Origin of the sequence: Billgrantia antri, assembly GCF_019430905.1 — a bacterium.
Classification (GTDB): domain Bacteria; phylum Pseudomonadota; class Gammaproteobacteria; order Pseudomonadales; family Halomonadaceae; genus Halomonas; species Halomonas antri.
This window is the reverse complement of record NZ_JAHYCA010000003.1, coordinates 137,546-163,132: the sequence shown is the minus strand read 5'-3', so window position 1 is coordinate 163,132 and position 25,587 is coordinate 137,546. Positions and strand designations below refer to the sequence as shown.

Annotated in this window: 23 protein-coding genes; 14 read left to right on the top strand and 9 right to left on the bottom strand. The window is 66.3% G+C overall.

Annotated elements, in window-relative coordinates:
- The first annotated feature begins 15 nt into the window (after positions 1-15).
- From KPL81_RS08830 to KPL81_RS08805, 6 genes are all read left to right on the top strand, one after another.
- Positions 16-1,050, top strand: coding sequence for a histone deacetylase family protein (locus tag KPL81_RS08830; RefSeq protein WP_219791512.1), 1,035 nt, complete (start codon positions 16-18; stop codon positions 1,048-1,050).
- Positions 1,051-1,114: 64 nt separating this feature from the next.
- Complete coding sequence (locus KPL81_RS08825) at positions 1,115-1,471, top strand: RidA family protein (protein WP_219791511.1); 357 nt, start codon at positions 1,115-1,117, stop codon at positions 1,469-1,471.
- A 1-nt stretch (position 1,472) separates the two neighbouring features.
- On the top strand, positions 1,473-2,414 hold the full coding sequence (lhpI, locus tag KPL81_RS08820; RefSeq protein WP_219791510.1) for a bifunctional Delta(1)-pyrroline-2-carboxylate/Delta(1)-piperideine-2-carboxylate reductase: 942 nt from the start codon (positions 1,473-1,475) through the stop codon (positions 2,412-2,414).
- A 5-nt stretch (positions 2,415-2,419) separates the two neighbouring features.
- A complete protein-coding gene (locus tag KPL81_RS08815; protein WP_219792176.1) occupies positions 2,420-3,529 on the top strand; it encodes a class II histone deacetylase in 1,110 nt (369 codons plus the stop codon).
- Between the two features lie 29 nt (positions 3,530-3,558).
- Complete coding sequence (locus tag KPL81_RS08810) at positions 3,559-4,527, top strand: branched-chain amino acid transaminase (RefSeq protein ID WP_219791509.1); 969 nt, start codon at positions 3,559-3,561, stop codon at positions 4,525-4,527.
- Between the two features lie 90 nt (positions 4,528-4,617).
- Positions 4,618-5,637 carry an Lnb N-terminal periplasmic domain-containing protein gene (locus KPL81_RS08805; protein WP_219791508.1) on the top strand — a complete coding sequence of 340 codons (1,020 nt, stop codon included), beginning with the start codon at positions 4,618-4,620 and terminating at the stop codon, positions 5,635-5,637.
- Between the two features lie 226 nt (positions 5,638-5,863).
- Here the strand turns inward: KPL81_RS08805 and KPL81_RS08800 are convergent, their stop codons facing one another.
- The 4 genes from KPL81_RS08800 to KPL81_RS08785 form a co-directional block, all read right to left on the bottom strand.
- Complete coding sequence (locus KPL81_RS08800) at positions 5,864-6,598, bottom strand: RNA methyltransferase (protein ID WP_219791507.1); 735 nt, start codon at positions 6,596-6,598, stop codon at positions 5,864-5,866.
- 111 nt (positions 6,599-6,709) lie between these two features.
- Entirely contained in the window at positions 6,710-8,353 is a 1,644-nt protein-coding gene (gene groL / locus KPL81_RS08795; RefSeq protein WP_219791506.1) for a chaperonin GroEL, read from the bottom strand.
- Positions 8,354-8,411: 58 nt separating this feature from the next.
- Positions 8,412-8,705 (bottom strand): co-chaperone GroES, encoded by a 294-nt coding sequence (locus KPL81_RS08790; protein ID WP_104204123.1) that lies wholly within the window; start codon positions 8,703-8,705, stop codon positions 8,412-8,414.
- Between the two features lie 222 nt (positions 8,706-8,927).
- Positions 8,928-9,446, bottom strand: a complete 519-nt coding sequence (locus KPL81_RS08785) for an FxsA family protein (protein WP_219791505.1) — start codon at positions 9,444-9,446, stop codon at positions 8,928-8,930.
- A gap of 236 nt (positions 9,447-9,682) precedes the next feature.
- On the opposite strand from KPL81_RS08785, the gene KPL81_RS08780 reads away from it, so the two are divergent.
- Positions 9,683-10,444 carry an SDR family oxidoreductase gene (locus tag KPL81_RS08780; RefSeq protein WP_219791504.1) on the top strand — a complete coding sequence of 254 codons (762 nt, stop codon included), beginning with the start codon at positions 9,683-9,685 and terminating at the stop codon, positions 10,442-10,444.
- Positions 10,445-10,531: 87 nt separating this feature from the next.
- Here KPL81_RS08780 and KPL81_RS08775 read toward each other — a convergent pair whose 3' ends face one another.
- The 3 genes from KPL81_RS08775 to phhA all read right to left on the bottom strand — a co-directional run bounded on the left by KPL81_RS08775 (position 10,532) and on the right by phhA (position 12,267).
- Positions 10,532-10,798: a ComEA family DNA-binding protein gene (locus tag KPL81_RS08775; protein ID WP_219791503.1), complete on the bottom strand. Its 267-nt coding sequence runs from the start codon at positions 10,796-10,798 to the stop codon at positions 10,532-10,534.
- Between the two features lie 245 nt (positions 10,799-11,043).
- Positions 11,044-11,388: a 4a-hydroxytetrahydrobiopterin dehydratase gene (locus KPL81_RS08770; protein ID WP_219791502.1), complete on the bottom strand. Its 345-nt coding sequence runs from the start codon at positions 11,386-11,388 to the stop codon at positions 11,044-11,046.
- 45 nt (positions 11,389-11,433) lie between these two features.
- Positions 11,434-12,267, bottom strand: coding sequence for a phenylalanine 4-monooxygenase (gene phhA, locus KPL81_RS08765; RefSeq protein WP_219791501.1), 834 nt, complete (start codon positions 12,265-12,267; stop codon positions 11,434-11,436).
- Positions 12,268-12,576: 309 nt separating this feature from the next.
- Here phhA and KPL81_RS08760 point away from each other — a divergent pair, with 309 nt between their 5' ends.
- Positions 12,577-14,139, top strand: coding sequence for a sigma-54-dependent transcriptional regulator (locus tag KPL81_RS08760; protein ID WP_219791500.1), 1,563 nt, complete (start codon positions 12,577-12,579; stop codon positions 14,137-14,139).
- Here the strand turns inward: KPL81_RS08760 and KPL81_RS08755 are convergent.
- Positions 14,112-16,112 (bottom strand): RecQ family ATP-dependent DNA helicase, encoded by a 2,001-nt coding sequence (locus tag KPL81_RS08755; RefSeq protein WP_219791499.1) that lies wholly within the window; start codon positions 16,110-16,112, stop codon positions 14,112-14,114. The two genes, KPL81_RS08760 and KPL81_RS08755, sit on opposite strands and share 28 nt — an antisense overlap.
- Before the next feature lie 60 nt (positions 16,113-16,172).
- Between KPL81_RS08755 and KPL81_RS08750 the strand changes: the two genes are divergently transcribed.
- From KPL81_RS08750 to KPL81_RS08725, 6 genes are all read left to right on the top strand, one after another.
- Positions 16,173-16,748 carry an endonuclease dU gene (locus KPL81_RS08750; RefSeq protein WP_219791498.1) on the top strand — a complete coding sequence of 192 codons (576 nt, stop codon included), beginning with the start codon at positions 16,173-16,175 and terminating at the stop codon, positions 16,746-16,748.
- A 78-nt stretch (positions 16,749-16,826) separates the two neighbouring features.
- Entirely contained in the window at positions 16,827-16,982 is a 156-nt protein-coding gene (locus tag KPL81_RS08745) for a hypothetical protein (RefSeq protein ID WP_219791497.1), read from the top strand.
- Positions 16,983-17,115: 133 nt separating this feature from the next.
- A complete protein-coding gene (locus tag KPL81_RS08740) occupies positions 17,116-18,507 on the top strand; it encodes a hypothetical protein (RefSeq protein ID WP_219791496.1) in 1,392 nt (463 codons plus the stop codon).
- Positions 18,504-19,340 carry a hypothetical protein gene (locus tag KPL81_RS08735; RefSeq protein WP_219791495.1) on the top strand — a complete coding sequence of 279 codons (837 nt, stop codon included), beginning with the start codon at positions 18,504-18,506 and terminating at the stop codon, positions 19,338-19,340. The genes KPL81_RS08740 and KPL81_RS08735 overlap by 4 nt, the downstream gene beginning before the upstream one ends.
- Positions 19,337-24,250, top strand: a complete 4,914-nt coding sequence (locus tag KPL81_RS08730; protein ID WP_219791494.1) for a coiled-coil domain-containing protein — start codon at positions 19,337-19,339, stop codon at positions 24,248-24,250. The genes KPL81_RS08735 and KPL81_RS08730 overlap by 4 nt, the downstream gene beginning before the upstream one ends.
- Positions 24,251-24,288: 38 nt before the next feature.
- Positions 24,289-24,594: an MTH1187 family thiamine-binding protein gene (locus KPL81_RS08725; RefSeq protein WP_219791493.1), complete on the top strand. Its 306-nt coding sequence runs from the start codon at positions 24,289-24,291 to the stop codon at positions 24,592-24,594.
- A 5-nt stretch (positions 24,595-24,599) separates the two neighbouring features.
- Here KPL81_RS08725 and KPL81_RS08720 read toward each other — a convergent pair whose 3' ends face one another.
- Positions 24,600-25,535, bottom strand: coding sequence for a LysR family transcriptional regulator ArgP (locus KPL81_RS08720; protein WP_219791492.1), 936 nt, complete (start codon positions 25,533-25,535; stop codon positions 24,600-24,602).
- Between the last annotated feature and the right edge of the window lie 52 nt (positions 25,536-25,587).

Sequence of the window (25,587 nt, the reverse complement as noted above, 5' to 3'; positions counted from 1 at the left end):
GCAAGGACAGACACGATGAAGCTCTTCTATCATCCCGACCAGGCACATCACGCACCTGGCGCTTTCCTGGTACGCGGTCAGCTCACCTCCTCGCCGGAAGGGCCTGTGCGGGCCGAGCTGTTGACCAAGGGCCTGGAGTCAATGGGTCTCGTCCTGCACGAGCCCGAGGATATCGACAGCCCGCGGCTGCGCAGCCGCCTGGCAAGCATCCATACGCCGCGTTACCTGAATTTTCTCGAGACCATTCACGCCCGGTGGCGCGAACTTCCGGGGGCCTCCGAACTGGTGATACCCAACATCCACCCGTGTGGCGGTGGCCATCACTACCCGCGTCATCCGGTGGGGCAGGCGGGCTGGCACCTCCACGACATGGCGTGTCCCATCGGTGCCGACAGCTTCCGCGGGATACTGGCCAGCGCGGCCACGGCCCAGGCAGCGGCCGAGGCGCTGATCGGCGGCCACGGCACCACTTACGCACTGTGTCGTCCGCCGGGGCACCACGCCGGGCCGGACCGGGCGGGTGGCTTCTGTTTCCTCAACAACTCGGCGTTGGCGGCAACCGTCCTGCGCGAGCGTTTCTCGCGCGTCGCCATTCTCGACGTCGACCTGCATCACGGTAACGGCACCCAGGACATCTTCTACTATCGGAACGACGTCTGGACCGGCTCGCTGCATGTCGACCCGGCCGATTTCTACCCCTTCTTCTGGGGTGGAGCCAACGAGGAGGGCATGGGCGAGGGGTTGGGTACCAACGTCAATCTGCCGCTGCCATTGGGCAGCGATGGCGACGCTTTCCTCGAGGCGCTGGAGGCATTGATCGCGCGCCTGGAAGCGTTTCGTCCCGAGGCGGTGGTGATCGCGCTGGGACTTGACGCCCATCGTGACGATCCGCTGGCCGGCATGACGCTCGAAACACAGGACTTCTTCGCGGTGGGCAAGCGCCTGTCGCGGCTCGCCCAGCCCGCCGTACTGGTGCAGGAGGGTGGCTATCCTACCGAGCATCTGGGCGACAACCTGGCCGCCTTCATGAATGGCTTCAGCGGCAGCTGACGTCAGGCTGTAGACGTGCAAGTATTCGCGGTTCCACGCAATTCACTTTCATGAGAGAGACGATATGACTGTTCAGTACCACCACAGCAACGCCCGCATGAGCCAGATCGCCGTACACAACGGCACCGTCTATCTGGCCGGCCAGGTACCGAGCGACGCCACGGCCGACATGCGCGGTCAGACCGAGCAGGTTCTGACGCGCATCGACGAGCTGCTGGCCGAAGCCGGCAGCTCCAAGGAGCATCTGATCTCGGCCCAGGTTTGGGTGACCGACATGGCCGAGTTCGACCAGATGAACGCGGCCTGGGAAGCGTGGGTGGTGCCGGGTCGCCCGCCGGTGCGCGCCGCCCTCGAGGCCAAGCTGGCCAAGCCCGAATGGAAGGTCGAGATCATGGTGGTCGCGGCCCTGCCGGAGGCTTGATATGCGTATCGTCACCGCCGCGGAAGTCGCCGGCGCGCTGCCATGGCCGGCGCTGGTCGAACGCCTGGCACTGACGTTCCGTGAGGGCGTGGAGTCTCCGCCACGTCATCACCATGCCATGCAGCGGCCCGACGGAGAGGCCACCATGCTGCTGATGCCGGCCTGGGAACGGGCCGGCTATATCGGCGTGAAGATGGTCAACGTCTTTCCGCAAAATGCCGACCACGGCCTGCCGGCCATTGCCGGCGTCTATTTGCTCAGCGAGGGGGTCCACGGGCGCCCCCTGGCCTGCCTCGACGGCAGCGAGCTGACCCGGCGGCGCACCGCAGCGGCCTCGGCCCTGGCGGCGCGCGAGCTGGCCAGGAAAGATGCCGAGACCCTGCTGGTGGTGGGCACCGGCAAGCTCGCGCCCATGGTGATCGAGGCCCACGCCGCGGTGCGCCCGATCAAGCGCGTGCTCGTCTGGGGCCGCAACCCGGAGAAGGCACGGCGGGTGGCAGCCGACTATGCCGACCGTTTCGACTGCGAAGCGGCCGAGTCGCTGGAAACGGCAGCCCGTGAAGCCGACATCATCAGCTGCGTGACGCTCTCCAGCGAGCCGCTGATTCGCGGCGATTGGCTAACTCCCGGCACCCATCTCGACCTGATCGGCGCGTTTCGCCCCAGCATGCGCGAAACCGATGCCGAGTGCCTGCGGCGTGGAGAGGTATTCGTCGATACCTATGCCGGTGCTCAGGGTGAGGCGGGCGACATTCTCCAGGCGATCGACGAGGGGACGTTCAGCTTCGACGACATCAGCGCTGACCTGGCGGAGCTGCTGCGTGGCGAGAAGCCGGGGCGTAGCTCGGCCGAGGCCATTACCGTGTTCAAGTCGGTCGGCGCTTCGCTGGAGGACCTGGCGGCCGCTATCGAGGTCTGGGAACAGTTGGAGAGCCACGCATGAAGGAGATGCGCCGAACGGGCTTTTACTGGCACGAGCGCTGCTTCTGGCATGACCCGGGTGCCATCGGCGTGTTCTCGGCGCCCGGCGAGTTCCTTCAGCCTCAGTCCGCCTCGGAGAGCCCGGAGAGCAAGCGCCGGTTGAAGAATCTGCTCGAGGTATCGGGGCTGATCGACGAGCTCGACGTGCGCAAGGCGCCGCCGGCGAGCCGCGAAGATCTGGCACGATTTCATACCGGGCGTTACCTCGACGAACTCGAGGAGGGGGAGCTGACACGAGGCGGCGATGCCGGCGAGTGCGCGCCTTACACGCCGGGCAGCCTGGCGGCGGCGAAACAGTCGGCGGGTCTGGCGATCGCCGCGGTGGAAGCGGTGGCGAGCGGCGAGCTGGCCAACGCCTACGCCCTGTGCCGCCCGCCGGGCCACCATGCCGAAGCCGATCGTGGTCGCGGCTTCTGCCTGCTTGGCAACATCCCGGTGGCGGTGATGCGAGCCCGGGCGCTGGGGCACGCTCGGCGCGTGGCGATCCTGGACTGGGACGTGCACCACGGCAACGGACAGCAGGACGCCTTCTACGACGATCCGGATGTTCTCACCGTGTCGATTCATCAGGCCGGCAACTATCCGTTGGACAGCGGCTATTTCGAGGAACTGGGCGAGGGGGCAGGGCATGGCGCCAATCTCAACCTGCCGATGCCGCCCGGAAGTGGTATCGGCGCCTACCGCTACGCCATGCAGGAATTGGTAATGCCCGCCATCGGCGGCTTTGCCCCCGACCTGATCGTGGTGGCCTGTGGTTATGACGCTTGCGGCAAGGACCCGCTGGGCAAGATGATGCTCAACAGTGCCGCCTTCGCCGCCATGACCCAGCAACTCAAGGCCCTCGCCGAGCGCATCAGCGACGGTAAGCTGGTCATGATTCACGAGGGGGGCTACTCCGAAGGCTATGTGCCGCTGTGCGGCCATGCAGTGATCCAGACCTTGGCTGGCAGCCGCATCGAGGTGCCGGACCCGCAGAACGACGAGATCGCCGCCTGGGCCTACCAGTCGCTGCAGCCGTATCAGCGTGCCCTGATCGACAGCTGGTGCGAGGGCTGGCGGCGTGCGGCTCCGCTCTGAAACAACCTATCTGAACCGACGAGGACGATATGACGCCACTCTATGATCGAGATGGGTGGATATGGCGGGATGGCGAGTGGTTGCCATGGCGAGAAGCGCAGAGCCACCTGCTGACACACACCCTGCACTACGGCATGGGCTGCTTCGAGGGCGTGCGAGCCTATGCCGGGGCGCAGGGAACCCACTTGTTCCGCGTTGCCGAGCATACCCGGCGCCTGCTCGACAGTGCCCACGCGCTGGATATGCCGGTGGCCTTCGATGAAGCGACGCTGATCGAGGCCCAGCGCCAGTGCCTGGTGCGCAACGAGCTGAGCAATGCCTACCTCAAGCCCACCGTTTTCTTCGGCGCGGAAGGGCTGGGGTTGCGTGCCAAGGGGCTCACGGTGCACGTGATGATCGCCGCCTGGGACCTGGGCGATTACATCTCGGCCGAGGCGGCTTCGCAGGGCCTGCGGGCGCTGACCTCTTCCTGGGCACGACATCACGTCAACATCAGCCTGTGTCGGGCCAAGACCAATGGCCACTACGTCAATTCCATCCTGGCGCTCAACACCGCTGTCAAGGCAGGCTTCGACGAGACCATCATGCTCGATCCCGAGGGCTACGTGGCCGAGGCGTCGGCAGCCAACGTCTTCCTGCTGCGCGACGGCGTGCTGCATACGCCGGAAGTGACCTCCTGCCTTCAGGGCATCACCCGCGACAGCGTGATCCAGCTTGCGCGCGATGTGCTGGGCATCGAGGTGAGAGAGCGACGCATCACTCGCGACGAGCTTTATACCGCCGACGAAGCCTTCGTGACCGGCACTGCCGCCGAGATCCTGCCGCTGCGTGAACTCGACGGACGCCATATCGGCGCTCGCGCCGGTGCGCCGCTCCCGGGACAGCCGATCGCCGGGGATTCCCTGACGGCGAAGCTTCAGCACCTCTATCGTCGGGCCACGCGAGGGGAACTGGGAGATGACCTGACTGCCTTCAGGTCCTGGCTGACTTCGGTCTAAGCCATTCGTTCGAGCCTGTCGTCCGCCTTGAGGCGCGCAACGCCATGTTGACTGCTAATATGGCTCCACGTCGAAAGATAGTGGGGTGTGATGGCACAGGTAATCGGCATTCTCGTAACGCTGCTATTGACACTGGGCATGGCGTGGGGCGCCGCCGCGCTGTGGTTTCGCCTGCCCTGGTCGCGAAACCGGCGACGTCTTGCCGTGGCCGGCTGGGGGATAGCCGCGCTGGTCCTGCTGTGGCTTGGCGTGCGAGGCCAATGGCTGGCGAACGCAACCCAGCTCTTGCTGCTGGTGGGACTGACGACCTGGTGGTTTCGGCTACGCCCGGCGCATGATCGGCCCTGGTCCGATGACGTTGCCTGCCTGGCCACCGGCGAGGTCCGGGACAATCGTTTGACGATGCACCATGTGCGCGACTTCGACTGGCGAACCCGCGACGATGCCGAGGTACGCTGGGAAAAGCGCAGCTACGACCTGGATCGGCTCGACTCGGTCGACATGATCGTCTCCAGCTGGGGGCGGCCGGGCGTCGCTCATGTGATGGTCTCGTTCGGCTTCGAGGGCGAGACCTTCGTGGTTTTCTCGGTGGAGGTGAGACGCCTGAAGGGCGAGCGCTTCTCCGAGATCGGAGGCTTCTTTCGTCAGTATGAACTCGCCATCGTGGCGGCCGACGAGCGCGACGCGGTGGGCCTGCGCAGCAAGGTGCGCGGTGAGCGAGTATCGCTATTTCGGTTGCGGATGCCGCAGAGCGCCATGCGTTCGCTGTTGCTGGCGTATGTCGACGAGGCCAATGCCTTGGCCGAGTCGCCGCGTTTCTACAACACCATCACTGCCAACTGCACCACGCTCATTTTCGCCATGGCGCGTGGCATCGGGGCCCGCCTGCCGCTGGATTACCGTCTGCTGGTGACCGACAGGCTGCCGGGTTACGCGTTCAAGGTCGGCGGGCTGTGGCCCGGCTTCACCCTGTCCGAGCTGGAGGCAGGCGGGCGCATTGATGAGCGGGCACGCCGCGTGCATCGCGCACCGGATTTCTCACAGCGCATTCGGCAGAGGGTGCCAGGCTGGGAATCTCTGGACCGGGAGTCGCTGGCGCAACGGCAATAGCGTGCAATAAAGAGCGCCACGGGCGTGAGGCCTCGTGGCGCATGTCTCCCTGGGCATGGTCCTTCATGCCGACTTTCCTGCACCGGCTTCCGGCCCGGTCGCGTCCGTGTCGCAGTTCGACAGTATCCCTTGTCTGAGTGCCCTGGCGGGGCATGGACCTTTATCCCATGAACAGGTGACGGTGCCATGACAGCACGAAAAAAGGTGGGGTAAAGGTTATCGAAGCTTAGTCACCCCGGGTCGATTCTTCCAGTGAGCGAAGCAGACCGCGCAGCAGCGAGAGCTCCTTGCGACTGGGACGTGCGCGGGCGAACAGCGCCTGCAGCTGGGCCTCGGTGCGTGCGTGGGGCTGGGTCAGGAAACCGCTGGCCTGCATCACCCGGCTCAGGTGCTCGTGGAAATACCCAAGCTGTTCCCGGCTTGGCTGCCGCTCCTCGGCAGGCTGCGGGTGGCGGTAGTCGCTGTCCGGACGCTGGCGCCAAGCCTTGAACACTTCGTAGGCAAGCACCTGAACCGCCTGGGAGAGATTGAGGATCCCATAGTCAGGGTTGGCCGGAATGCTGACCTGATGGCTGCAGCAGCGGATCTCGTCATTGGTCAGGCCGAAGCGCTCGCGACCGAATACCAGCGCTACCGGATCGTCCGTCGCATGGGCGACCAGCTCACGGGCCATCGCTTCGGGTTCGTCGAAGTGGGGCAGGGGCAGGCTGCGCAGCCGGGCGCTGGCCCCGACCACCTGTACGCAGTCGGTTACCGCCTCTTCCAGCGATGCCACCACCCGGGCGGTGTCGACCACGTCCTCGGCGCCGGCGGCCAGGCGCGAGGCCTCGCTATCGGGGAAGCAGCGTGGGTTGACCAGCACCAGCTCGGTCAGGCCCATGGTCTTCATGGCCCGCGCGGAGGCGCCGATGTTGCCGGGGTGATAGGTCTGGACGAGCACGATACGGATATTGGCGAGCATGGGTCGGCTTGCTGTCGGGAAAAGCGTGATGGTAGCGCAAAAAGCACAAGCCCCGCACGAGGCGGGGCTTGCTTGGTCTTGCAGGCCGGTCAAGGCCTAGGTGGGGGTGGCTTACATCATGCCGCCCATGCCGCCCATTCCACCCATGCCGCCCATGTCCGGACCCGCTTCCTTCTCTTCCGGATCGTCGGCGATCATGCACTCGGTGGTGATCATCAGGCCAGCCACGGAACCGGCGGACTGCAGGGCAGTACGGGTTACCTTGGCCGGGTCCAGCACACCCATCTCGAACAGGTCGCCGAACTCGCCGGTCTGGGCGTTGTAGCCGAAGTTACCTTCGCCTGCCTTCACCTCGTTGAGGATCACGGAGGCTTCCTGGCCGGCGTTGGTCACGATCTGACGCAGCGGGGACTCCATGGCGCGCAGCGCGATGGCGATACCGTGGGTCTGGTCCTCGTTGTCGCCCTTGAGGTCCTTGATCTTGGTCAGCACGCGGACCAGAGCGGTACCACCGCCAGGCACCACGCCTTCCTCGACGGCGGCGCGAGTGGAGTGCAGGGCGTCCTCGACGCGAGCCTTCTTCTCCTTCATCTCCACTTCGGTGGCAGCACCGACGCGGATGACGGCGACACCGCCAGCCAGCTTGGCGACGCGCTCCTGCAGCTTCTCGCGGTCGTAGTCGGAAGAGGTCTCTTCGATCTGCGCACGGATCTGGTTGACGCGGGCCTCGATGTCGCCTTCGTTACCGGCGCCGTCGATGATGGTGGTGTTCTCCTTGGACATGGTGATGCGCTTGGCGCTGCCCAGGTGATCCAGGTTGGCCTGCTCCAGGGTCAGACCCACTTCCTCGGAGATCACGGTGCCGTTGGTCAGGATGGCGATATCCTGCAGCATGGCCTTGCGACGGTCGCCGAAGCCGGGTGCCTTGGCAGCCGCGACCTTGACGATGCCGCGCATGTTGTTGACCACCAGGGTGGCCAGCGCTTCGCCTTCGATGTCCTCGGCGATGATCGCCAGCGGCTTGCCGGACTTGGCGACGGCTTCCAGCACCGGCAGCAGTTCGCGGATGTTGGAGATCTTCTTGTCGACCAGCAGCAGGTAGGGGTCTTCCAGCTCGACCGCCATGGTGTCCTGGTTGGTCACGAAGTAGGGCGACAGGTAGCCGCGATCGAACTGCATGCCTTCCACGACTTCCAGCTCGTCCTCGAAGCCACGGCCTTCGTCGACGGTGATGACGCCTTCCTTGCCGACCTTCTGCATGGCTTCGGCGATGATCTCACCGATGCGCTTGTCGCCGTTGGCAGAGATGGTGCCGACCTGGGCGATGGCCTTGGAGTCGGTGCAGGGCACGGCCAGGGCTTCGATTTCCTTGACGGCGGCGACCACGGCCTGGTCGATGCCGCGCTTCAGGTCCATCGGGTTCATGCCCGCGGTCACGCCCTTCATACCCTCGGTGACGATGGACTGGGCCAGCACGGTAGCGGTGGTGGTACCGTCACCGGCGACGTCGGAAGTCTTGGAGGCGACTTCCTTGACCATCTGGGCGCCCATGTTCTCGAACTTGTCTTTCAGTTCGATCTCCTTGGCGACGGAGACGCCGTCCTTGGTGACGGTGGGAGCACCGAAGGATTTTTCCAGTACCACGTTGCGGCCTTTCGGGCCCAGGGTAGCCTTCACGGCGTTGGCCAGAACGTCTACGCCACGGGCCATGCGCTTACGGGCGTCATCGGAGAACTTGACTTGTTTCGCTGCCATTTTTCGTTACTTCCTGTGAGTTCGTGAACGTCTATGGGAACGGAGTAGGTGCGTTGGCTCAGCCTTCGACCACGGCGAGAATGTCGCTCTCGCTCATGATCAGGACTTCCTCGCCATCGATCTTCTGCTTCTCGACGCCAAAGCCTTCCTTGAAAATCACGGTGTCGCCGACCTTGACGTCCAGGGGACGGACGTCACCGTTGTCGAGAATCCGGCCGTTACCGACGGCGAGCACTTCGCCACGAGTCGGCTTTTCCTGGGCGTTGCCCGGAAGCACGATGCCGCCAGCGGTTTTCTGCTCTTCTTCAACGCGACGGACGACGACGCGATCGTGCAAGGGACGGATGTTCATTGCTCACGTTCTCCTGATGGTCAGTGGTGCCATGCAAGCATGGCGGTTCATCATTTCCTCCCGGCAAACCCGGAAGGTGGAGGGCGAGGACGCCTTCCTTGTTTAAGATGCCGAGCTCCACTCGGCACCGTAGCCTTGTGCTGACCGAGAAATGGGGCCGGGCAAATCCCTTTCAAGGGCCAGCGGTAAAATTTTTTTGCCTGGGCGATTCGTCGATGAAGCCTAGCGGCGTGGCTCGTTGCGACTGATGAAGTCGCCTTCCAGCGGTTGTCCGTCATCTCCTCCGGGCTGGCCTTCCTGAGTGTCGCGCACGTGCGGATCCCCCTCGGGGCGCTGCCAGTCGCGGCTGTGTCCTGTGTTGCCTGGCGAGCTGCGGTAGGCCACGCCTTGCAGGCGAAGGTTGATCAGTGCCAACAGGCGTGCGAGCAGGCGGCGCGCACCGGGCACGACGCACAGCAGGCCGAGCGCGTCGGAAAGGAAGCCGGGGGCAAGCAGCAGGGCGCCGCCGAAGATCAGCGCCGCGCCCGTCAATAGTTCACTTGAGGGCAGTTCGCCTTGCGCCATGCGCTGGCGAGCGCGTGCCAGAGTGGCGGTGCCCTCTTGGCGTATCAGGTAGAGCCCGATGAAGCCGGTGGCCAGCACCAGTATCAGCGTGGCCAGCAGGCCGATCTGGCTGCCGACGGAGAACAGGACGACGAAATCGAGAAGCGTGAACAGGGAAATGAACAGAAGTAAGGGCATGGTGACTCCGTACGCATCGGTTCACCTTGAAATGGGGGCGACTCCTCCAAGTTCAAGCGGTGGCGCGGAGGAGTGCTGACTTGCATGTGTTATGTTGCATCGCACAAAATTGTATACGACACTCAAGCTCCGTCGTTAGCTGCCGAACTAGTAAAGAGACATGTGCGGTGCGGCACTCCGTGGCCGGTTTACCGCCAACCGGCAGTGACCGCCTTTGCCATAACAGGGGACAACGAATGAAACTGGACAAGAGCGTAGTTGCGATTACCGGCGGTGCCCGCGGCCTTGGCTTTGCCATGGCGCAGCGCCTGGGGCGTCAGGGGGCCACGCTGGCATTGATGGATCTGGACACTGATGCTCTGGACAAGGCCGTCTCCGCGCTGCATGCGCAGGGCGTGGAGGCCGGCGCGTTTCGTGTGAACGTGGCGGACGAGGCATCGGTGAAGCAGGCTTTCGGTGATGTGGCGGCTACCCTGGGGCCTGTCAGCGGCCTGGTGAACAATGCCGGTATCCTGCGTGATGCCCTGCTGGTCAAGGCCAGAGACGGCAAGGTCGAGAAGACCATGTCGCTGGAACAGTGGCAGTCCGTCATCGACGTCAACCTCACTGGCGTCTTCCTTTGCGGGCGTGAAGCGGCCTCGCAAATGGTCGAGGCGGGGCACGGTGGGGTGATCGTCAATATCTCCAGCATTTCGCGGGCCGGCAACATGGGCCAGAGCAACTATGCGGCGGCCAAGGCTGCCGTGGTGGCGCTGACCACCACTTGGGCCAGGGAGCTGGCACGCTATGGGATTCGCGTGGGTGCGGTGGCGCCGGGGTTCATCGAGACCGACATGACCGCCTCGATGCGTGACGACATGCTCGAGAAGCTGACCGCCGGCGTGCCGCTCAGACGGCTCGGCGATCCCGATCATATCGCCCAGAGCGTGGCGTTCATCATCGAGAACGACTATTTCACCGGTCGGGTGATCGAATGCGACGGTGGTTTACGTCTATAGGCCATAAGAAGAAACCCTGCCCAGAATGACGGCGAGGCCGGCGGATAGCCGGCCTCGCTGCGTTTCGACCAATGCTCGATTCTGATCTTAGAATTCCACTTGGTCGCGGAAACCGTCCACGGTGGCCGATCCGATGCCGCTGACCCGGGTCAGGTCGTCGGCACTTTCGAAGTTTCCGTTGGCTTCGCGATCCTCGATGATCGCCTGGGCCCGGCTAGGGCCAATGCCGGGCAGCTCGGCGAGCAGTTCCGCATCGGCGGTGTTGACGTTGATCGGTGCCACGTCCTGGGCCATGGCCAGTGTCGCGAAGCTCAGTGTCAGCGCCAGCAGGGCGGCCTGTACGACTCCCTTCATCGTTATTTTCCTCTCGTGAAGTTGTCTTCTTGAAGTATTCGAGCCCCGAACGAGGCTCGTGCTCCAAGCTAAACGATGCCGACAGCTAACAAGAGAGGTATATCGCTACTCGCTACGTAAGAAAAAAGCGATAGTGCTTGGGAGAAATCGTCCATTTGGTTTGTAAGCAATATGGCTGCAGGGAGTCGACACGATGCCCGGCGCCGCCCGACACCTGGTGTGAGTGCCGAGCGAAGCCGGATGCGTCAGCCTTCCGCAGCCGCCTTGTCGGTACGCGCGGCGAGGATGAAGTCGTTCTTGTGCAGCCCCTTCATCTCGTGCGACCACCAGGTCACGGTGACCTTGCCCCATTCCGTCAGCAGGGCGGGGTGGTGGCCCACCTCCTCGGCGATTTCGCCGACGCGGTTGGTGAAGGCCAGGGCCTGCTTGAAATTGCGGAACTTGAACACACGCTCGAGCTGCTTGATGCCGTCGCGCTCCTCGATGTTCCATTCGGGAATGTCGCGCTTGAGCGTATCGATCTCGGCGTCGCTGACATGGGGAGCGTCCCAGCTGCACGCTTCACACTGCTGTTCGGAGAGTTCGGTCATGCTTCTTCCTCGTCGGGGTGTCGTTGGGGTGTATCGCGGTGGCGTTTACGCCTTGGCAGCCTTCTTCGGGGCCGGCTCGAAGCGGGGTTCGTGCAGGCCCAGTTCCATGGCCCGGTGCACCATGCTCATGATGTCCTGCTGGGAAAGCTCGTGCAGCCTCGAGAGATCGTCAAGCACGTAGTAGAGCGGCTGCAGGATGTCGATGCGATAGGGCGTGCGCAGCGCCTCGATGGGGTCGAACGGGAAATGTTCGGGCACGTCCGATAGTGCGTGCAGGGTCTCCTTGGGCGAGGAGATGATGCCGCCGCCATAGATGCGCCGTCCGGCCGGGGTGTCCACCAGGCCGAACTCCACGGTCATCCAGTAGAGCCGCGCCAGGTAGACCCGCTCCTTGGGCTCGGCGGCAAGGCCGAGGCGACCATAGGTGGCGGTGAATTCGGCGAAGGCCGGATTGGTGAGCATCGGGCAGTGGCCGAAGATCTCATGGAAGATGTCCGGCTCCTTGAGATAGTCGAGTTCTTCCGGGGTGCGGATGAAGGTCGCTACCGGGAAGCGTCGGTTGGCCAGCAGCTCGAAGAAGGTGTCGAAAGGGATCAGCGCCGGCACCTGGGCGGTTTGCCAGCCGGTGGCGGCGTGGAGCACGCGGTCGATGTCGGCGAGCTGGGGAATGCGATCCTCGGGCAGGGCGAGGCGCTCCAGGCCGTCGAGATACTCCTGGCAGACACGTCCCTCGAGCATGCCGAGCTGGCGCTGCATCAGCGTCTGCCAGGTGGCATTGTCCTGATCAGGCCAGTCGATGAAGCCGTTGTCGTCAGGCAAACGAGCGCGGTAGCCGGTCTTGCTGGCCACGCCGCTGAGATACGGGTTGGATGACGTCATGGCTGTCTCCGGTCGGAAGGTCTTGTGCTGATCTTGTGTTTGTCTTGCGAACCTTTGACTCGAGTCTAGGGCAGCGAATTGGTGTTTCTCCCGACGCAGTAAAGCGCTTCCGAGCACGGAACCGGGTCGAGGTGTAAAGAAATCCTTACGATTCATTCTTTCTTTGTGCCAATGGTCTTCGACCGGGTACGGTGGCGCCTTTGTACCCGAACAGCCGTCACGTTATCTTTACACCCAAGTCACGTCGTCTTGACGTGTTTTGCTGCTGGCATGACCAGTCGCGTTCCGATCATGCCGTAGAGGCCTACCATGAGATTGAGGTTTCATTGCCAGAACCGTATCGGCATTCTGCGCGATATCGTTTCGCACTTCGTCGACTACGGCCTCAACGTGGCACGCGGCGAGGTGGGCGGGGAGCACGGTAATGCCATCTATCTGCATATCCCCAACCTGCTCAATGCGCAGCTGGCCACGTTGAAACCGGTACTCGAGTCGATACCTGGAGTATTCGGTGTGCGCCGGGTCAGCCTGATGCCCAGCGAGCGGCGCCACCTGGAACTCGATGCGCTGCTGTCGTCGCTCTCCGATCCGGTGATGTCGATCGACATGGAGGGGCACATCGTGGCCGCCAACCGCGCGGCGGGGCAGCTGCTTGGGGTGCGTATCGACGAGGTGCCGGGGCTGTCGCTGAATCGCTACCTGCCCGACGTGGATCTGCCGGCGCTGGTCAGGCGCAACAATGCTCGGGTCAACGGCCTGCGCATCAAGCTGCGCTACGCGACCTTCCTCGCCGACATCGCCCCGCTGCACCGCGAGCATCACGACGACGTGGCCTCCCTGGCCGGCGCCGTGGTGACCCTGCACAGCGCCGATCGTATCGGCGAGCGCATCTACCAGGTCCAGCGCCAGGAGCTGCGCGGCTTCGATGCGCTGTTCCAGGCGAGCCCCAGGCTGGCCGCGCTGATTCGCGAGGCGCGGCGCATGGCACCTTTGGATGCGCCGCTACTGATCCACGGCGAGACCGGCACCGGCAAGGAGCTGCTGGCACGGGCCTGCCACCTTGCCAGCGCTCGCGGGCAGTCGCCGTTCATGGCGCTCAACTGCGCCGGCCTGCCGGAGTCGATGGCCGAGACGGAGCTGTTCGGCTATGCGCCCGGCGCCTTCGAGGGCGCGCGCCCCGAAGGCAAGCTAGGGCTGCTGGAGATGACCGCGGGCGGCACCATCTTCCTCGACGAGGTGGGAGAGATGAGCCCTCGGTTGCAGGTCAAGCTGCTGCGCTTCCTGCAGGACGGCGGCTTTCGCCGGGTCGGCAGTGACGAGGAAACCTATCTCGACGTGCGCGTGATCTGCGCCACCCAGCAGGACCTGCCCAAGCTGTGCGCCGAGGGCCACTTCCGCCAGGATCTTTACCACCGGCTCAACGTTCTGTCGTTGACGGTGCCACCGCTGCGCGACTGCCTCGATGGCATCGAGGCCATGGCGCTGCACTTCATCGATCGCGCCGCCCGCCAGATCGGCTGTCGCATGCCCTCGCTTTCGCCGACGGCGCTGGCCAGGCTCTCCACCTATCACTGGCCAGGCAACGTACGCCAGTTGGAGAACGTGCTGTTCCAGGCGGTATCGCTGTGCGAGGGCGATGCCATCGAGCCCGCCCACCTGCGCCTGCCGGACGTGGGCCAGGCGCCGGGGTTGTCGGGGATCGATCTCGACGGCTCACTTGCCGACATCATGGGCGACGTGGAGCGGCGTATCCTGGCCTCACTCTATCCGCAGTATCCTTCGAGCCGTCAGCTGGCCAAGCGCCTCGGGGTCTCGCATACCACCATTGCCAACAAGCTGCGTAGCTACGGCATCGGCGCCGCCGATGCCTGATCCTCGACCCCTGGAGTGCGAGCGGCCAGTTCCCTGACCTCGGCGTAACGGTACGCTTCCAGCGCGCCGAAGCCGGCAAGGCGGCGCGCCTTGAGGCGGGTGAGCAGAGGGCTGGTCAGACCGCACAGGAAGCGTGCCAGCAGGTCGGGGGTGGCGGGATGGGGCTCGCTGCTGCTGGCGAGCTGCTGCATCAGCTCGCCCGCGAGCCGTGCCACGGCCTCTCCCGACAGCGGCTCGAGCGGCTCGGGCTCAGGCAGACGGGCGATATCACCGCGACAGGCCGAACAGTGGCCGCAGCGTTCGAGTGCCCGGGTGTCGCCGAACCATTCGGCCAGCCGGCGGCTCAGGCACGCCTCGCTCTCGAACAACGCCAGCATGGCGTGCAGGCGCTCGACTTCGGCCCGTTCCTTGTCATGGAAATAGGCGTGCAGCTCCTCGCACAGGGCCGCCGGGTCGATATTGCTGCGCAGCACCTCATAGACCTCGGTCATCTGCTTGCTTTCGAGCACCATCCAGCCCTGGGCGACGAAATAATCCAGGGCAGTGAGCACGCGGGCGCGTTCGACGTTGAGACCGCGCTCTTGGCCCAGCCGTTCGAGGGCCGCGAAGTCGAGGCTGAACCAGGTGAGGGCACGCTGCGAGGCGTCGAGAATCACCTGGACGAAGGCGCTGCGCTCGCCTTCGAAGCGCGCTATCAGCACCTCTGGCTCGTCGTGCAGGCGGAAGCGGTACTCGGCGAAGTAGCTGTAGCGCGGCGCGATGATGCCACGCAGTTCGAGCTGCACCAGCAGGGTCTTGAGCGGTAGCGGGCGAATATTGCTGTGCTGGGAAAGCGTGTTGAGCACCAGTTGCCACTGGTGCCCGGTGCCGGTCGCCTCGATCAGCTCGTCGATCACCATGCGGATGCCGTGGGGTTCCGGGGTGTCGCCGTAGACGAAGTTCTCCAGCACGTTGACGTTATCGCGCCCGGCCAGCATCAGGCAGTCGGAGGGCTTTCCGTCGCGGCCTGCGCGGCCGATTTCCTGGCTGTAGTTTTCCACCGACTTGGGCAGGTCGAAGTGCACCACGTTGCGGATGTCGGCCTTGTCGATGCCCATGCCGAAGGCGATGGTGGCGACGATGCAGGGCGTATGGCCGGCCATGAAGTCGCGCTGGATACGCTCGCGGGTCTCGCTGTCGAGTCCGGCGTGATAGGCGGTGGCAACGAAGCCGGCCTTGCTCAGGTAAGCGGCCAGACGCTCGGCGGTCTGCTGCAGGGTGACGTAGACGATGGTGGGCTGGGGCGGCTCGCCGCCGAGCCTGGGCCGGAGCCACTCGACCAGGCGGCGTGGGCGCATCTCGGCCGGCACCGGCGCCACTTCCAGGTTGAGATTGGGGCGGTAGAAACCGGTGGCGGTGACGTCGCCCTCGGCAATGTCGAAGCGCTCGCGCATGTCGGCGATCACCCGCGGCGTGGCCGTGGCGGTCAGCAGCAGTACCTGAGGAATGCCGAACTCATGGCGGTAGTGGGGTAGCTTGAGGTAATCGGGGCGGAAGTTGTGGCCCCACTCGGAGATGCAGTGGGCCTCGTCCACCACCAACAGCGAGATCGGTATGCGGCGGATGAAGGCGCGAAAGCGCTCGTTCTTGAGCCGCTCCACCGAGACCATGAGGATGCGGATCTCGCCGCGCTTGACGCCCTCCATCACCGCCGCCGTCTCCTCGCGGCTCTGGCCCGAGTCGATGCCGGCGGCGGCGATACCGTGACGGGCCAGGAAGGCGAGCTGATCCTGCATCAGTGCCAGCAGCGGCGAGATGACCAGCGTCAGGTAGGGTAGGTGCAGTGCCGGCAGCTGATAGCACAGCGACTTGCCCGAGCCGGTGGGAAAGATCGCCGCCGCCGAACGGCCGGCGGAGATCGCTTCGATGACCGGGCGCTGCCCAGGGCGGAAGTCGTCATAGCCGAATACCCGCTGTAACGTCTGATCGATCATGTAGGCGCTCCCTGCTCTGTTGTTCTAAACGCTGAATTCTATCGACTCGAGGCGGAGGCCATGGCAACCACCGGACGCCCATTCTCGCATATCGTCGGTTTCGACGATTGTCCGTTCCCACGCACTCATCGCGGCGATGTGCCCATCATCGGCACGGTATTCTCGGGGTTGCGCCTGGAAGGAGTGCTTTCCGGCAAGGTGCGACGGGATGGCGTCAACAGCACCCGTGAGCTGATTCGTCTGGCCGGCAGTTCGCGCTTTGCCGCGCACCTGCAACTGATCATGCTGCAGGGCGTGGCCCTGGCCGGTTTCAACGTAATCGACGTGCCGCGCTTGCATGCCGAACTGGGGCTGCCGGTGCTGGTGGTGGCGCGCCGGGCGCCGCGCCAGGGGGCCATGCGCCGGGCGCTGCTCGAGCGCATTCCCGGCGGTGCCCGCAAGTGGGCACTGGTCGAGCGCCTTGGAGAGATGGAGCCGCTGGCGGGCGTCTACGTCCAGCGCATGGGGCTGAGCAGGGAGGAGGCGGGCGCGGCGATCCGCGCCACCACGCCCCATGGCAGAGTGCCCGAGCCGCTGCGGGTGGCGCACCTGATTGCCGGTGGGGTGGCCACGGGGGAGAGCAGCGGGCGCGTGTAGAGAGCGTGCCGACTTGGCCGGCCGGCACCTGGCGAAGGTTAAAGGCCCTCATGCTGGTGGGGGGGCCGGGACGAACCGGTGATCGACCTCAACCAGCAAGCCAGGGATCGGTTGACCGCAGTCAGCGAGTGCGAGCTGTTCATCGTGCCCGGTGCCTCACATCTGTTCGAGGAGCCCGGCAAGCTCGAGGAGGTCGAGCGCCAAGCTGCCCGCTTTTTCCTGAATGATCTCTAGCTCGGCTTTCCTCAGGCACTTCCCGAGGCAAGACCACGTCGAGCGTGGAGAGTTGGGGACAACCACGTCATGACCCGAGCAGCCGGGCTTGGCATAATGCTCCTTTTTCTTCTTCGCCCGCAGGGAAGACCCCATGACCGCCTGGAGCAAGCTGCTGATCGCCACGACGCGGCTGATCGACCTGCACGACAGCGCCCACGAGCCCGGCTCGCCCTTCGTCCAGGTGAGCCAGGAGCAGCGTCGCGGGCTGCGCGACGGCTACTGGCTCGACCTCGGTTGCCTGCTGCTCGACTACCTGCTCGACGAGGATTTCGCCACCAACAGCGCCTTCGTCTCTCAGAGCCGCTGCCTCAATCACCTGCGCGAGAGCTACCCCGGGCTGCCCCACGATGACCTGAGCTTCGTCATCAACTTGCTCGCCACCCCCAGCGAGATTCATTTCCGTCAGCCATCGCCGACGCCGGGCGACGACGCGGCGTCAGAGGAGCGCAGTCGGCGCAGCACCAAGCGCACCGCGTTGATCGAGAAACAGGGCCAGACCGGCCAGGTGCGCCTCACCCCGAGCGGGCGCCAGGCGGTGACCCTGGCCAGCCAGGTCGAGGACCTGCTCTACTCCGAATACGACGCCGCCAAGGTGCTGGCGGCGCTGGCGCGGGGCGATTTCTCCCGCATTCCCGACATCACCAACCAGATCCTGCTGGCGATCCGCGCGCTGACCCAGGAGCTGCGCCGGGTGCGCGAGAATCCCACCCGCGAGGGCAAGCTCTCCGCGCTGCTCGACAACGAGCGCCACTACCACAACGCCCTGACCAACATTCAGCAGACGCTGCTCGACGCCCGCGCCCAGCTCGCCACGCCGCGCCTGATGGAGCGCTTCGAGAGCTGGCGCGAGGCGCAGTCCGACGACTGGGACCTGCGCGTGCTCGCAAGCGCCATCGGCCGCGTGCTCACCGCCATCGAGAACCTCTCGCGGCGGCTCTCCGAGCTGCTCGCCGATATCGCCGAGGGACGCATCCAGGCCATGGGCGTGATCGACTTCCAGGACATGGCGCGCCAACTGCTCGAGGCACCTCCCGCTGGTGCGCTGCGCGATGCCGTGGTAGCGCGAATGATGCCGCTGCACGTGCAGGCCACCTTCCCGCGCCTGGCACCGCTGATACCGCTGCTCGAGAGCCGCCGTGCCGAGGTCAGCCCGGTGGCGCTGGTGTTCGACGAGGCGCGGGACGCAGCCCCCGAGGATCCGCTGCTGGCGCGCTTCCTCGAAGCGCGGGGGCCGGCGCTGCGCCAGCGCATTCAGCAGGCACCGCTGTCGCTGCCCGAGGCGCTGACCGAAGGCTGGCACCGCTTTGACGATGACGACTGTTTGGCACAGCTACTCAATACCTTCGTCGATACCGAACTGCTCGCTCCTGGGCTGACGGTGGGTATCGACGCGACGCCTTTCGAGCTTGAGCTCGACGACGGCCGCCGCATCGAGGGGGCCGTGACTCCCTCTCTCGGCTTCTTTCAGGAGCAGCACGTATGAACATGACCGAGATGGGCGAAGTGGTCGCCTACCTGCTGCGCTACCGCAGCGCCGAACGCACCCCGGGCGGCGGACGCAAGCGCCGCGCCGCCCGCGAGGGCCAGCTCTCCGAGCGCGACGTCTGCGCGCTGATCGACGACGCCAGCGAGGCCGAGCGCGAGGCGCTGCGCGACTTCCTGGCCGGGCAAGGGCTGCGGCTCAAGGCCTTCGAGTCCGGCGACTACCCCGGCATTGCGCCCGGCTCGCGCTACTACGCGCTGCTGCCCGACCCGGAACTGGAGCAGCCGCCGCTCTACACCCGCGAGCCGGTGTTCGAGGCGCTCAAGCTGCGCCAGGAGAGCCGCGCGGAGCTGGCCCAGTGGTACCTGCAGCTGTGGCTGCTGATGCACACGCTGCTCTATACCCGTTACAACCGCGCGCTCTCCGACGTCAGCCGCTACCAGGAGGCCACCTTCGCCGGGGCCGAGCTGGTCGAGCTGATGCGCGACCAACTGGAGACGCTGCGCAGCCTGGGCGAGGAGGCCCCAGAGGCCAGCCGCGTGCTGCTCGAAGAGCGCGGCGAGGACATCAGCCGCCGGGTGCGTGCCTTCATCGACCTGCAGGTGCGCGCCGGGCTGCTCGAAAGCCTGCGCGACGCTGAGGCGAGTGCCGGCGCCGAGGAGAGTGTCGGCGAGGTGTGGCAGCAGACCCTGCTTGGCGCCCTGGAGAGCGAGCAGATCGGCATTCACCAGCTCGGCCACCTGCAGGCGCTGGCTCAGGGCCGTGCCCAGGACCGCTATCAGGATGAAGCGCAAGAAGCTGTCATCGACGAGCACGAGGAGACCCAGGCATGAGCGTGATCAACCGCATCGAGGTCGCCAACCTGCTCAACAAGCACGGCGACGTGGCCTCGCCCTGGGACGCCAAGATGCGCCACCTGCTGCTCGACCTGCGCGGCCAATCGAGCGCCATCAGCATGGAGAACGGCTTCGGCAAGACCACGCTCTCCGAGGCGCTGATCGGCCTGCTATCTCGGGACCGCACGCTGCTCTCGCGCACCCGGCGCAAGTGCTCGCCCTCGGCGGTAGGCGGCACGGCGCGGAGCTGGAGCCACCTGCGGGTGGAGTTCCGCTCGCGCAGCGGCCTCGAGCGCCAGGACGACATGCTGGCTGCCGTCGGCGAAGAAGTGGCCGGCGAAACCTTCGTGTTCGGCTTCTACGGCTACAGCGACGGCAGCGGGCTCTCCTTCTACCACTATGCCGGGCGTCTCGAAGACGTGCCGGTGCATCACCTCACCCTCGACGGCAAGCTGGCGCTCTACGCCAACCGCGACGTCAAGGCGGCCATGGCCGAGCGCGGCGTGCGCTTGACCCACAACCGCGAGGAGTGGCTCGAGGCGGTGGGCGCCCACGTCTCCCGTCGCGAGCTGGCCCAGCTCGCCGCCTTCCAGAAGGAGGGTGGTGCCGACAAGAGCCAGATCTTCAACGCCATCAAGCCCCGTGCCGGCGAGAAGGCCGATCAGGCGTTCTTCTTCGAGGTGCTGGCTCCCGAGATCCTCTCCGGCGCCACCCGCGGCGAGACCGACGAGAGCGAGGAGCTGATCGAGGAGGTGATCCTCAACTCCGGCACCAACATCACCGAACTGCGCCATCGCCTGGAGGAGGCAGAGAGCGACCAGCGCCGCGCCAGCGACAAGGTGGTCCGTCTGGCCGAGCTGCGCGAGCAGGGCGAGTCGCTGCGCGACGCCCGCGCCCGCCTGATGGAGCTCGACCAGGGCCTGGCGGCCAGCGAAGCCTTGCTGGGCGGCCAGGCGCTGCTTGGCCTGCCGGGGCTGCCGCGTGCCAGCGCAGGTGATGACACCGAAGAGAGCGGGGCCGCTACGCTTGACGGCTTCGCCTGGATCGCCGGCGATACCTCGCGGCCGCGGGTCTCCACCTCGCTGCTCGCGACGCTCTCCGGCCTCTCCGAGCGGGCCGTGCGTCAGGCGCTCTCCGAGCGCGGCGCCCGGGTCGACGTCCATCGTCGGCTGATTCACCCGCCCCAGGCCGAGTGGCCGCTCAACCGCGATGTCGGTCACGTCAGCTTCAAGGCCGCCCGCGAGTGGCTGGCCGAAAGCCACGCCCTGGCCGACGATACGGCCCGCGACCGCGCTCTGAGTGCGCTGGACGAGGGCGCCGACGCCTTCGAGGCCGCCGACGGCAACCGCTTCCGGGAGGAGGTGATCGGCGACGGAGTCTATCTCGAGGAGCTGACCCGCGAACTCACCGAGCTGGACGAGCGTCGCGACGACCTGGAGCACGAGCGCGAGCGGCTGGAATCCCAGCAGCGCGACTTCGTCGACAACCAGAGCTTTTACACCCAGGCGCTGGCCGAGGGCCTATTCAGCGAGGACGAGCTGGAAACCCCCGAAGCCAGCGCCGCAGCGGCCAAGGCCGAGGCCGCCGACGCTCGCCGCGCCCTCAACGCGCACCTGGGCCGCGTCGGCGAACTCAAGCAGATCGCCGCCTGGCACGACACCTACCGCAGCGAGTGCCCGGGTATTGCTCCGGCCGAGCGGCTCGAGGAGAAGCTTGAGCGCGAGGCCGAGCTGGCCGAGTCCCTGGACGAGCTGACCCGGCGCCGCGACGAGGCGCTCGGCGCCTTCGAGACCGCCCGCGGCGAGCGTGAGCGGCTAAACGGTGAGCGTGAACGTCTGAGCGGTGAGCAGGGCCTGCTGGCCCGCGGCCAGGCGCCTTGGCGCGCTTTCGTCCAAGGCTGGCCGGGTGAAGAGGTGAGCGGCTTCTGGTCACGGCGCAAGACCGCGCTGGCCGAGCTTGAGTCGAACTGCCGTGAGGCCGAGCAGCGCCGTCAGGAGGCCGAGCGCACACTGGCCCGTCTGGCACCGCTGGCCGAGGCCGCACGTCATTACGCTGAGCTGCACGGTGACGACGAGCCGGTGCACCTGCGCGCGCGCCTGCGCGAACGGGAGCGCGAGCTGGGCGATGAGCGCAAGCGTCTGCTCGATGAAGAGAACCACATGCGCACGCTGCACCGGGCGCGACTCGACTTCGCCGAGCGCAGCGAGCTGGCCCCGGAGAAGTGGCTTGCCGATGCCCGGCGCCGCTACCCGCGGCTGCTGCGCGAAGCGGAGGCGCTGGAAGCCGACATCGCTGCCCGCGAGCGCTACCTGGAGAGCCTCTCCGGCGATCCGCTGGAGCGGCGCGTGGTGGAGGCCGAGGCCCATCGTCAACTGGACGAAGCCGGCATTGCCTGGCAGCCGCTGCATGCGGTACTCAACGTCGAGACCCATACCCCCGAGCAGCGCCGCGAGTGGCTGGTGCAGGCCGCCGGGGTGCTGTTCGCCCCGGTGATAGCCGGTCGCGAGGCGGCCGAGACGGCCGCCGCCACGCTGATCGAGGCGGGCCTGGCGGTGCCGGTATTCGAAGCCGAGGCGCTGGCCGGCCTGCTGAGCCGGGGCGAACCGCCCCTGGGCGCAGTGGCCGGCGTCGAGACCCTGGCGGTGAAGGCCGCGCTGGACCCCAGCTATCTGGAAGCGCTGCGCGAGGCCACCGAGAAGCGGCTGGCCGCCGACCGCGAGCGGCAAAAGGCGCTGGCCGTCGAGTGCGAGCGGCTCGATCCCCACGGCGAGACCTTCGCCCTGGCGCTGCGCGCACGAGAGGCCGACGAGGCGCAGGTCGAGGTGGCCCTGGAGACGCTGGCCGAGCGGCAGGCGGCGCTGGAAGCGCAAGAGACGGAGCTGGCGCCTCGGCTAACCGACGCCGCACTCGCCTGTATCGACGACTACCAGCGCTACCTGCAGGAGGGTGGCGAGATCGCCCAGCAGGAGGCCGCCGAGGCGCGGCTCGAGGCCGAGACGGCGCTGGCCGAATTCGCGCCGATGCGCGAAGCGGCGGCTCGCGAGCTGGAGGCCCATGGCCAGACCTGGCTCGCCGCCGAGCAGTTCAGCGACGCCGGCGGCGTCGAGCGGCTGCAGGCGCTGGAGGCGCGCCTCGCCGAACTCGAACGCCACCTGAGCGAGGCGAGCGTTCGGCTGGAGGCCGCCGAGGAGCAGCGCGAGGTGCTCAAGCGCCAGGTGGAAGAGACAGAAGCCCAGCTGCGCGGAATCTTTAGCGACGGAGAGCGCGACCGGCTGCGTGCCCTGGCGCGCTTCGAAGCGGAGGGCGGCGTCGACTTCATGGCCACTGCCGCCGAGGTGCAGGAGGAGCTGGAAGCCGCCCAGGCACGGGCGACCCGCCGTGCCGACTTCGACTTCACCCGCATTCGCGCTTATTTGGAGGTGCGCGACGCCGCCGGCGGCAGCCAGAAGCTCGAGCGCGAGATCGCCCGGGTGCGGCGCGAACTGGGCGAGCTGCGCGAGATGCGCAAGGCGCGGGGAGAGGAGCGCGACGCCCTGGAAGCACGCCTGGCCGAGCAGCGCCGGGCGCTGGCCTGCATCGATCAACTGGCGGTGGAGTGGCTGCGGGTGCTGCGCGACCTGCCCGAGGGCTGGCCGCGGCGCCTGGCGGCGCTGGTCGATCTCGCCGAGGCCAGCCGCTGGCCCGGGGAGGCGGACGAGCACGCGGCGCGCAACGCCGCGCTCGATGCCTGGTACGACATGGTCGCAAGCGAGGGGCATGACGAGTTCGACATCGAGGCGCTGGAAGCCTGTCAGCAGACCCTGGTCGATGCCCTAGGCGAACTCAACCTGGGCGAGCAGGCGCGCAACCGCGAGCGCCAGGCGCGCCAGGTCGAAGGCGGCGAGCGCAAGCTGGCCGAGGCCCTGGCCGAAGCGGCCCACAGCCGCATGTTCAGCGACACCGAGCGTGCCCGTCTGGCAGGGCTGAGTCATTCCAGCTCGAACCAGTCCAGCGCAGAGGCTCTGGACGACCTCTCGCGCCTGCACGATCAGCTAGCCGGCCAGCTCGACGACCACATGATACGGGTCGAACGGCTGCATGCTTCCCGCGAGCAGATCGAAGGTACCCTGGTGGAGCGCCTCAGCTCGATCATCTCGGACGCTGCCGGCAACCTCGACATTCTCAAGCGCGTGGCCAAGAGCAGCGGCGAGGGCGGCGCCTTCTTCGAGGTCAAGGCCTCGCTGATTGGCCCCGACCAGCTGCGTGACCTGATCGCCACGCTGCTGGCCGACATCGACGAGCACCAGGCCGCCATGCGCCGCCGCGCCGAGCGCGACGGCGGCATGGTCGACGGCGAGGCGCGCCGGCGCGACGACGATCTGCTGCGCCAGATCCGCCGGCGCATCTACCGCGGGCTGTTCCACGACGTGGCGATCCGCCTCAAGCACGACGCCATTCGCCCACACGGGCGGCTGTTCTCGCTCAACGAGGAGATGTCGGAGGGCCAGCGCGAGGCGGTATCGCTGATGTGGCTGGTCAAGCTCTCCGAGTTCGCCATCGAGCGCGAGCTGCGTGAACTGCCGGGGCACCATCGCCGCCGCGCGCGCACCAGCCGCGAGAGTGTGATCCTGCTCGACGGCCTGTTCTCCAAGCTCTCGCACCGCCGCCTGATCCAGGACTCGCTGGAGTCGCTGCGCAACACCCGCGGGCGCTTCCAGATGATCGGCCTGATCCACAACCCCAACTACGAGAACGACCCCGACATCTTCCCCACCTACCTGGTGGGCAGCGTGATCGGCGGTGCCCAGGGGCAGGGCGGCCACGTGATGGTGCGCGATGGCCGCATCGCCGCGCCGGAATCCCTCGGCCGCAGCGCCGGCGAGGCCAGCCTGTTCGGCATTCACGTCAGCGAGCCCGAGCCAACCTGAGCCGATTCAAGGTCCGAAACAACGGAGAGGAGAGAACCATGCACGTCATCATCGATCTCTGCGTCGTCCCGCTGGGAGTGGGCGTGTCGGTCTCGCCGCAGATCGCCGCCTGCCAGCGGGTGATCGAGGCCTCGGGCCTGGAGCATCACATGCATGCCTACGGTACCAACATCGAGGGGCCGTGGGACGAGGTGATGGCGGTGGTAAAGCGCTGCCACGAGGTGGTGCACGAGATGGGCGCGCCGCGCATCACCACCACCATCAAGCTGGGCACCCGCATCGACCGCGAACAGTCCATGGCCGACAAGGTGTCGAGCGTAGAAGACAAGCTACGCGGTTCGTGATTCGCTCATGCCGTGGATAGCGGCGTGAGCCAGGCATCGCCCAGGCGCAGCAGGTGGTCGGTGAGGGCGTCGAGCACCTTGCCGCCCTGGCGCCAGTGGTGCCAGTAGAGCGGGACGTCGATCACCTGGCCGGGTGAAAGATCGACCAGCCGGCCTTCGGCGAGGTGCGGTCCCGCGTCGATCTCCTGCAGCCGGCCTTCGCTCAGTTCGCGCTCGGCCTGACGCTCCGGCACCATGCCGTAGCCGAGCCCGGCCAGGGCCAGGCCGACGAAACCCTCCGAAGAGGGGCAAAGGTGGTGGGGGAAGGGTGGCTCGACGCCGTGCATGGCCAGGTAGCGATGCTGCAGGCGGTCGTCGGGGCCGAACACGATGGCCGGCGCCCGGCGCAGCGCCTCCGACGTCACGCCCTCGGCGAAATGACGCGCCACGAAGGCGGGGCTGGCCAGGGCGCGATAGCGCATGCTGCCCAGTGCATGACTGCGTGCGCCTTGCACTGGCGTTGGTGAGTCGCAGATGCAGCCGGCCACGTCACCGTCTCTCATGCGCTTGAGAGCTACCTCCTGATCCTCCACCACCAGATCGAACAGCACGGAATGTTCCTCGCAGAAGCGCCCGATGGCCTCCGGCCACCACGTGGCCAGGCTGTCGGCGTTGATCGCCAGGCGCAGTCGCTGCTCGCCACCACCCAGTGCCGGCACCTCGCCCAGCAGATCGCTCTCCAGCAGGCGCACCTGCTGGGCGTGGTTGAGCAGCCGTCGGCCCAGTGGCGTGGGAGCGAGGCGCGGGCTGCGTACCAGCACCGGCTGGCCCAGGCGAGCCTCGAGCAGCTTGATGCGTTGGGACACGGCCGACTGGGTCAATCCCAGGTGACGGGCCCCGCGTTCGAAGCCTCCCTGATCGATTACTACCACCAGCGCTTCGAGCAATTTGTAGTCAAGCATTAGTATTGCTAATTCCCTAGTGGCTTTATTCATTTCATTAATTACATTGTCG

Excerpts from the sequence above, each read along its gene's own strand:
- KPL81_RS08770 (WP_219791502.1), bottom strand. The coding sequence starts at position 11,388 with ATGACCGAACTCTCCGAACAGCAGTGTGAAGCGTGCAGCTGGGACGCT.
- KPL81_RS08730 (WP_219791494.1), top strand. The coding sequence starts at position 19,337 with ATGAGCGTGATCAACCGCATCGAGGTCGCCAACCTGCTCAACAAGCAC.
- KPL81_RS08755 (WP_219791499.1), bottom strand. The coding sequence starts at position 16,112 with ATGATCGATCAGACGTTACAGCGGGTATTCGGCTATGACGACTTCCGC.
- KPL81_RS08780 (WP_219791504.1), top strand. The coding sequence starts at position 9,683 with ATGAAACTGGACAAGAGCGTAGTTGCGATTACCGGCGGTGCCCGCGGC.
- KPL81_RS08810 (WP_219791509.1), top strand. The coding sequence starts at position 3,559 with ATGACGCCACTCTATGATCGAGATGGGTGGATATGGCGGGATGGCGAG.
- KPL81_RS08735 (WP_219791495.1), top strand. The coding sequence starts at position 18,504 with ATGAACATGACCGAGATGGGCGAAGTGGTCGCCTACCTGCTGCGCTAC.
- KPL81_RS08725 (WP_219791493.1), top strand. The coding sequence starts at position 24,289 with ATGCACGTCATCATCGATCTCTGCGTCGTCCCGCTGGGAGTGGGCGTG.
- lhpI (WP_219791510.1), top strand. The coding sequence starts at position 1,473 with ATGCGTATCGTCACCGCCGCGGAAGTCGCCGGCGCGCTGCCATGGCCG.
- KPL81_RS08805 (WP_219791508.1), top strand. The coding sequence starts at position 4,618 with ATGGCACAGGTAATCGGCATTCTCGTAACGCTGCTATTGACACTGGGC.
- KPL81_RS08720 (WP_219791492.1), bottom strand. The coding sequence starts at position 25,535 with ATGCTTGACTACAAATTGCTCGAAGCGCTGGTGGTAGTAATCGATCAG.
- KPL81_RS08800 (WP_219791507.1), bottom strand. The coding sequence starts at position 6,598 with ATGCTCGCCAATATCCGTATCGTGCTCGTCCAGACCTATCACCCCGGC.
- KPL81_RS08775 (WP_219791503.1), bottom strand. The coding sequence starts at position 10,798 with ATGAAGGGAGTCGTACAGGCCGCCCTGCTGGCGCTGACACTGAGCTTC.
- KPL81_RS08750 (WP_219791498.1), top strand. The coding sequence starts at position 16,173 with ATGGCAACCACCGGACGCCCATTCTCGCATATCGTCGGTTTCGACGAT.
- KPL81_RS08760 (WP_219791500.1), top strand. The coding sequence starts at position 12,577 with ATGAGATTGAGGTTTCATTGCCAGAACCGTATCGGCATTCTGCGCGAT.
- KPL81_RS08740 (WP_219791496.1), top strand. The coding sequence starts at position 17,116 with ATGACCGCCTGGAGCAAGCTGCTGATCGCCACGACGCGGCTGATCGAC.
- KPL81_RS08785 (WP_219791505.1), bottom strand. The coding sequence starts at position 9,446 with ATGCCCTTACTTCTGTTCATTTCCCTGTTCACGCTTCTCGATTTCGTC.
- KPL81_RS08830 (WP_219791512.1), top strand. The coding sequence starts at position 16 with ATGAAGCTCTTCTATCATCCCGACCAGGCACATCACGCACCTGGCGCT.
- groL (WP_219791506.1), bottom strand. The coding sequence starts at position 8,353 with ATGGCAGCGAAACAAGTCAAGTTCTCCGATGACGCCCGTAAGCGCATG.
- KPL81_RS08790 (WP_104204123.1), bottom strand. The coding sequence starts at position 8,705 with ATGAACATCCGTCCCTTGCACGATCGCGTCGTCGTCCGTCGCGTTGAA.
- KPL81_RS08815 (WP_219792176.1), top strand. The coding sequence starts at position 2,420 with ATGCGCCGAACGGGCTTTTACTGGCACGAGCGCTGCTTCTGGCATGAC.
- KPL81_RS08825 (WP_219791511.1), top strand. The coding sequence starts at position 1,115 with ATGACTGTTCAGTACCACCACAGCAACGCCCGCATGAGCCAGATCGCC.
- phhA (WP_219791501.1), bottom strand. The coding sequence starts at position 12,267 with ATGACGTCATCCAACCCGTATCTCAGCGGCGTGGCCAGCAAGACCGGC.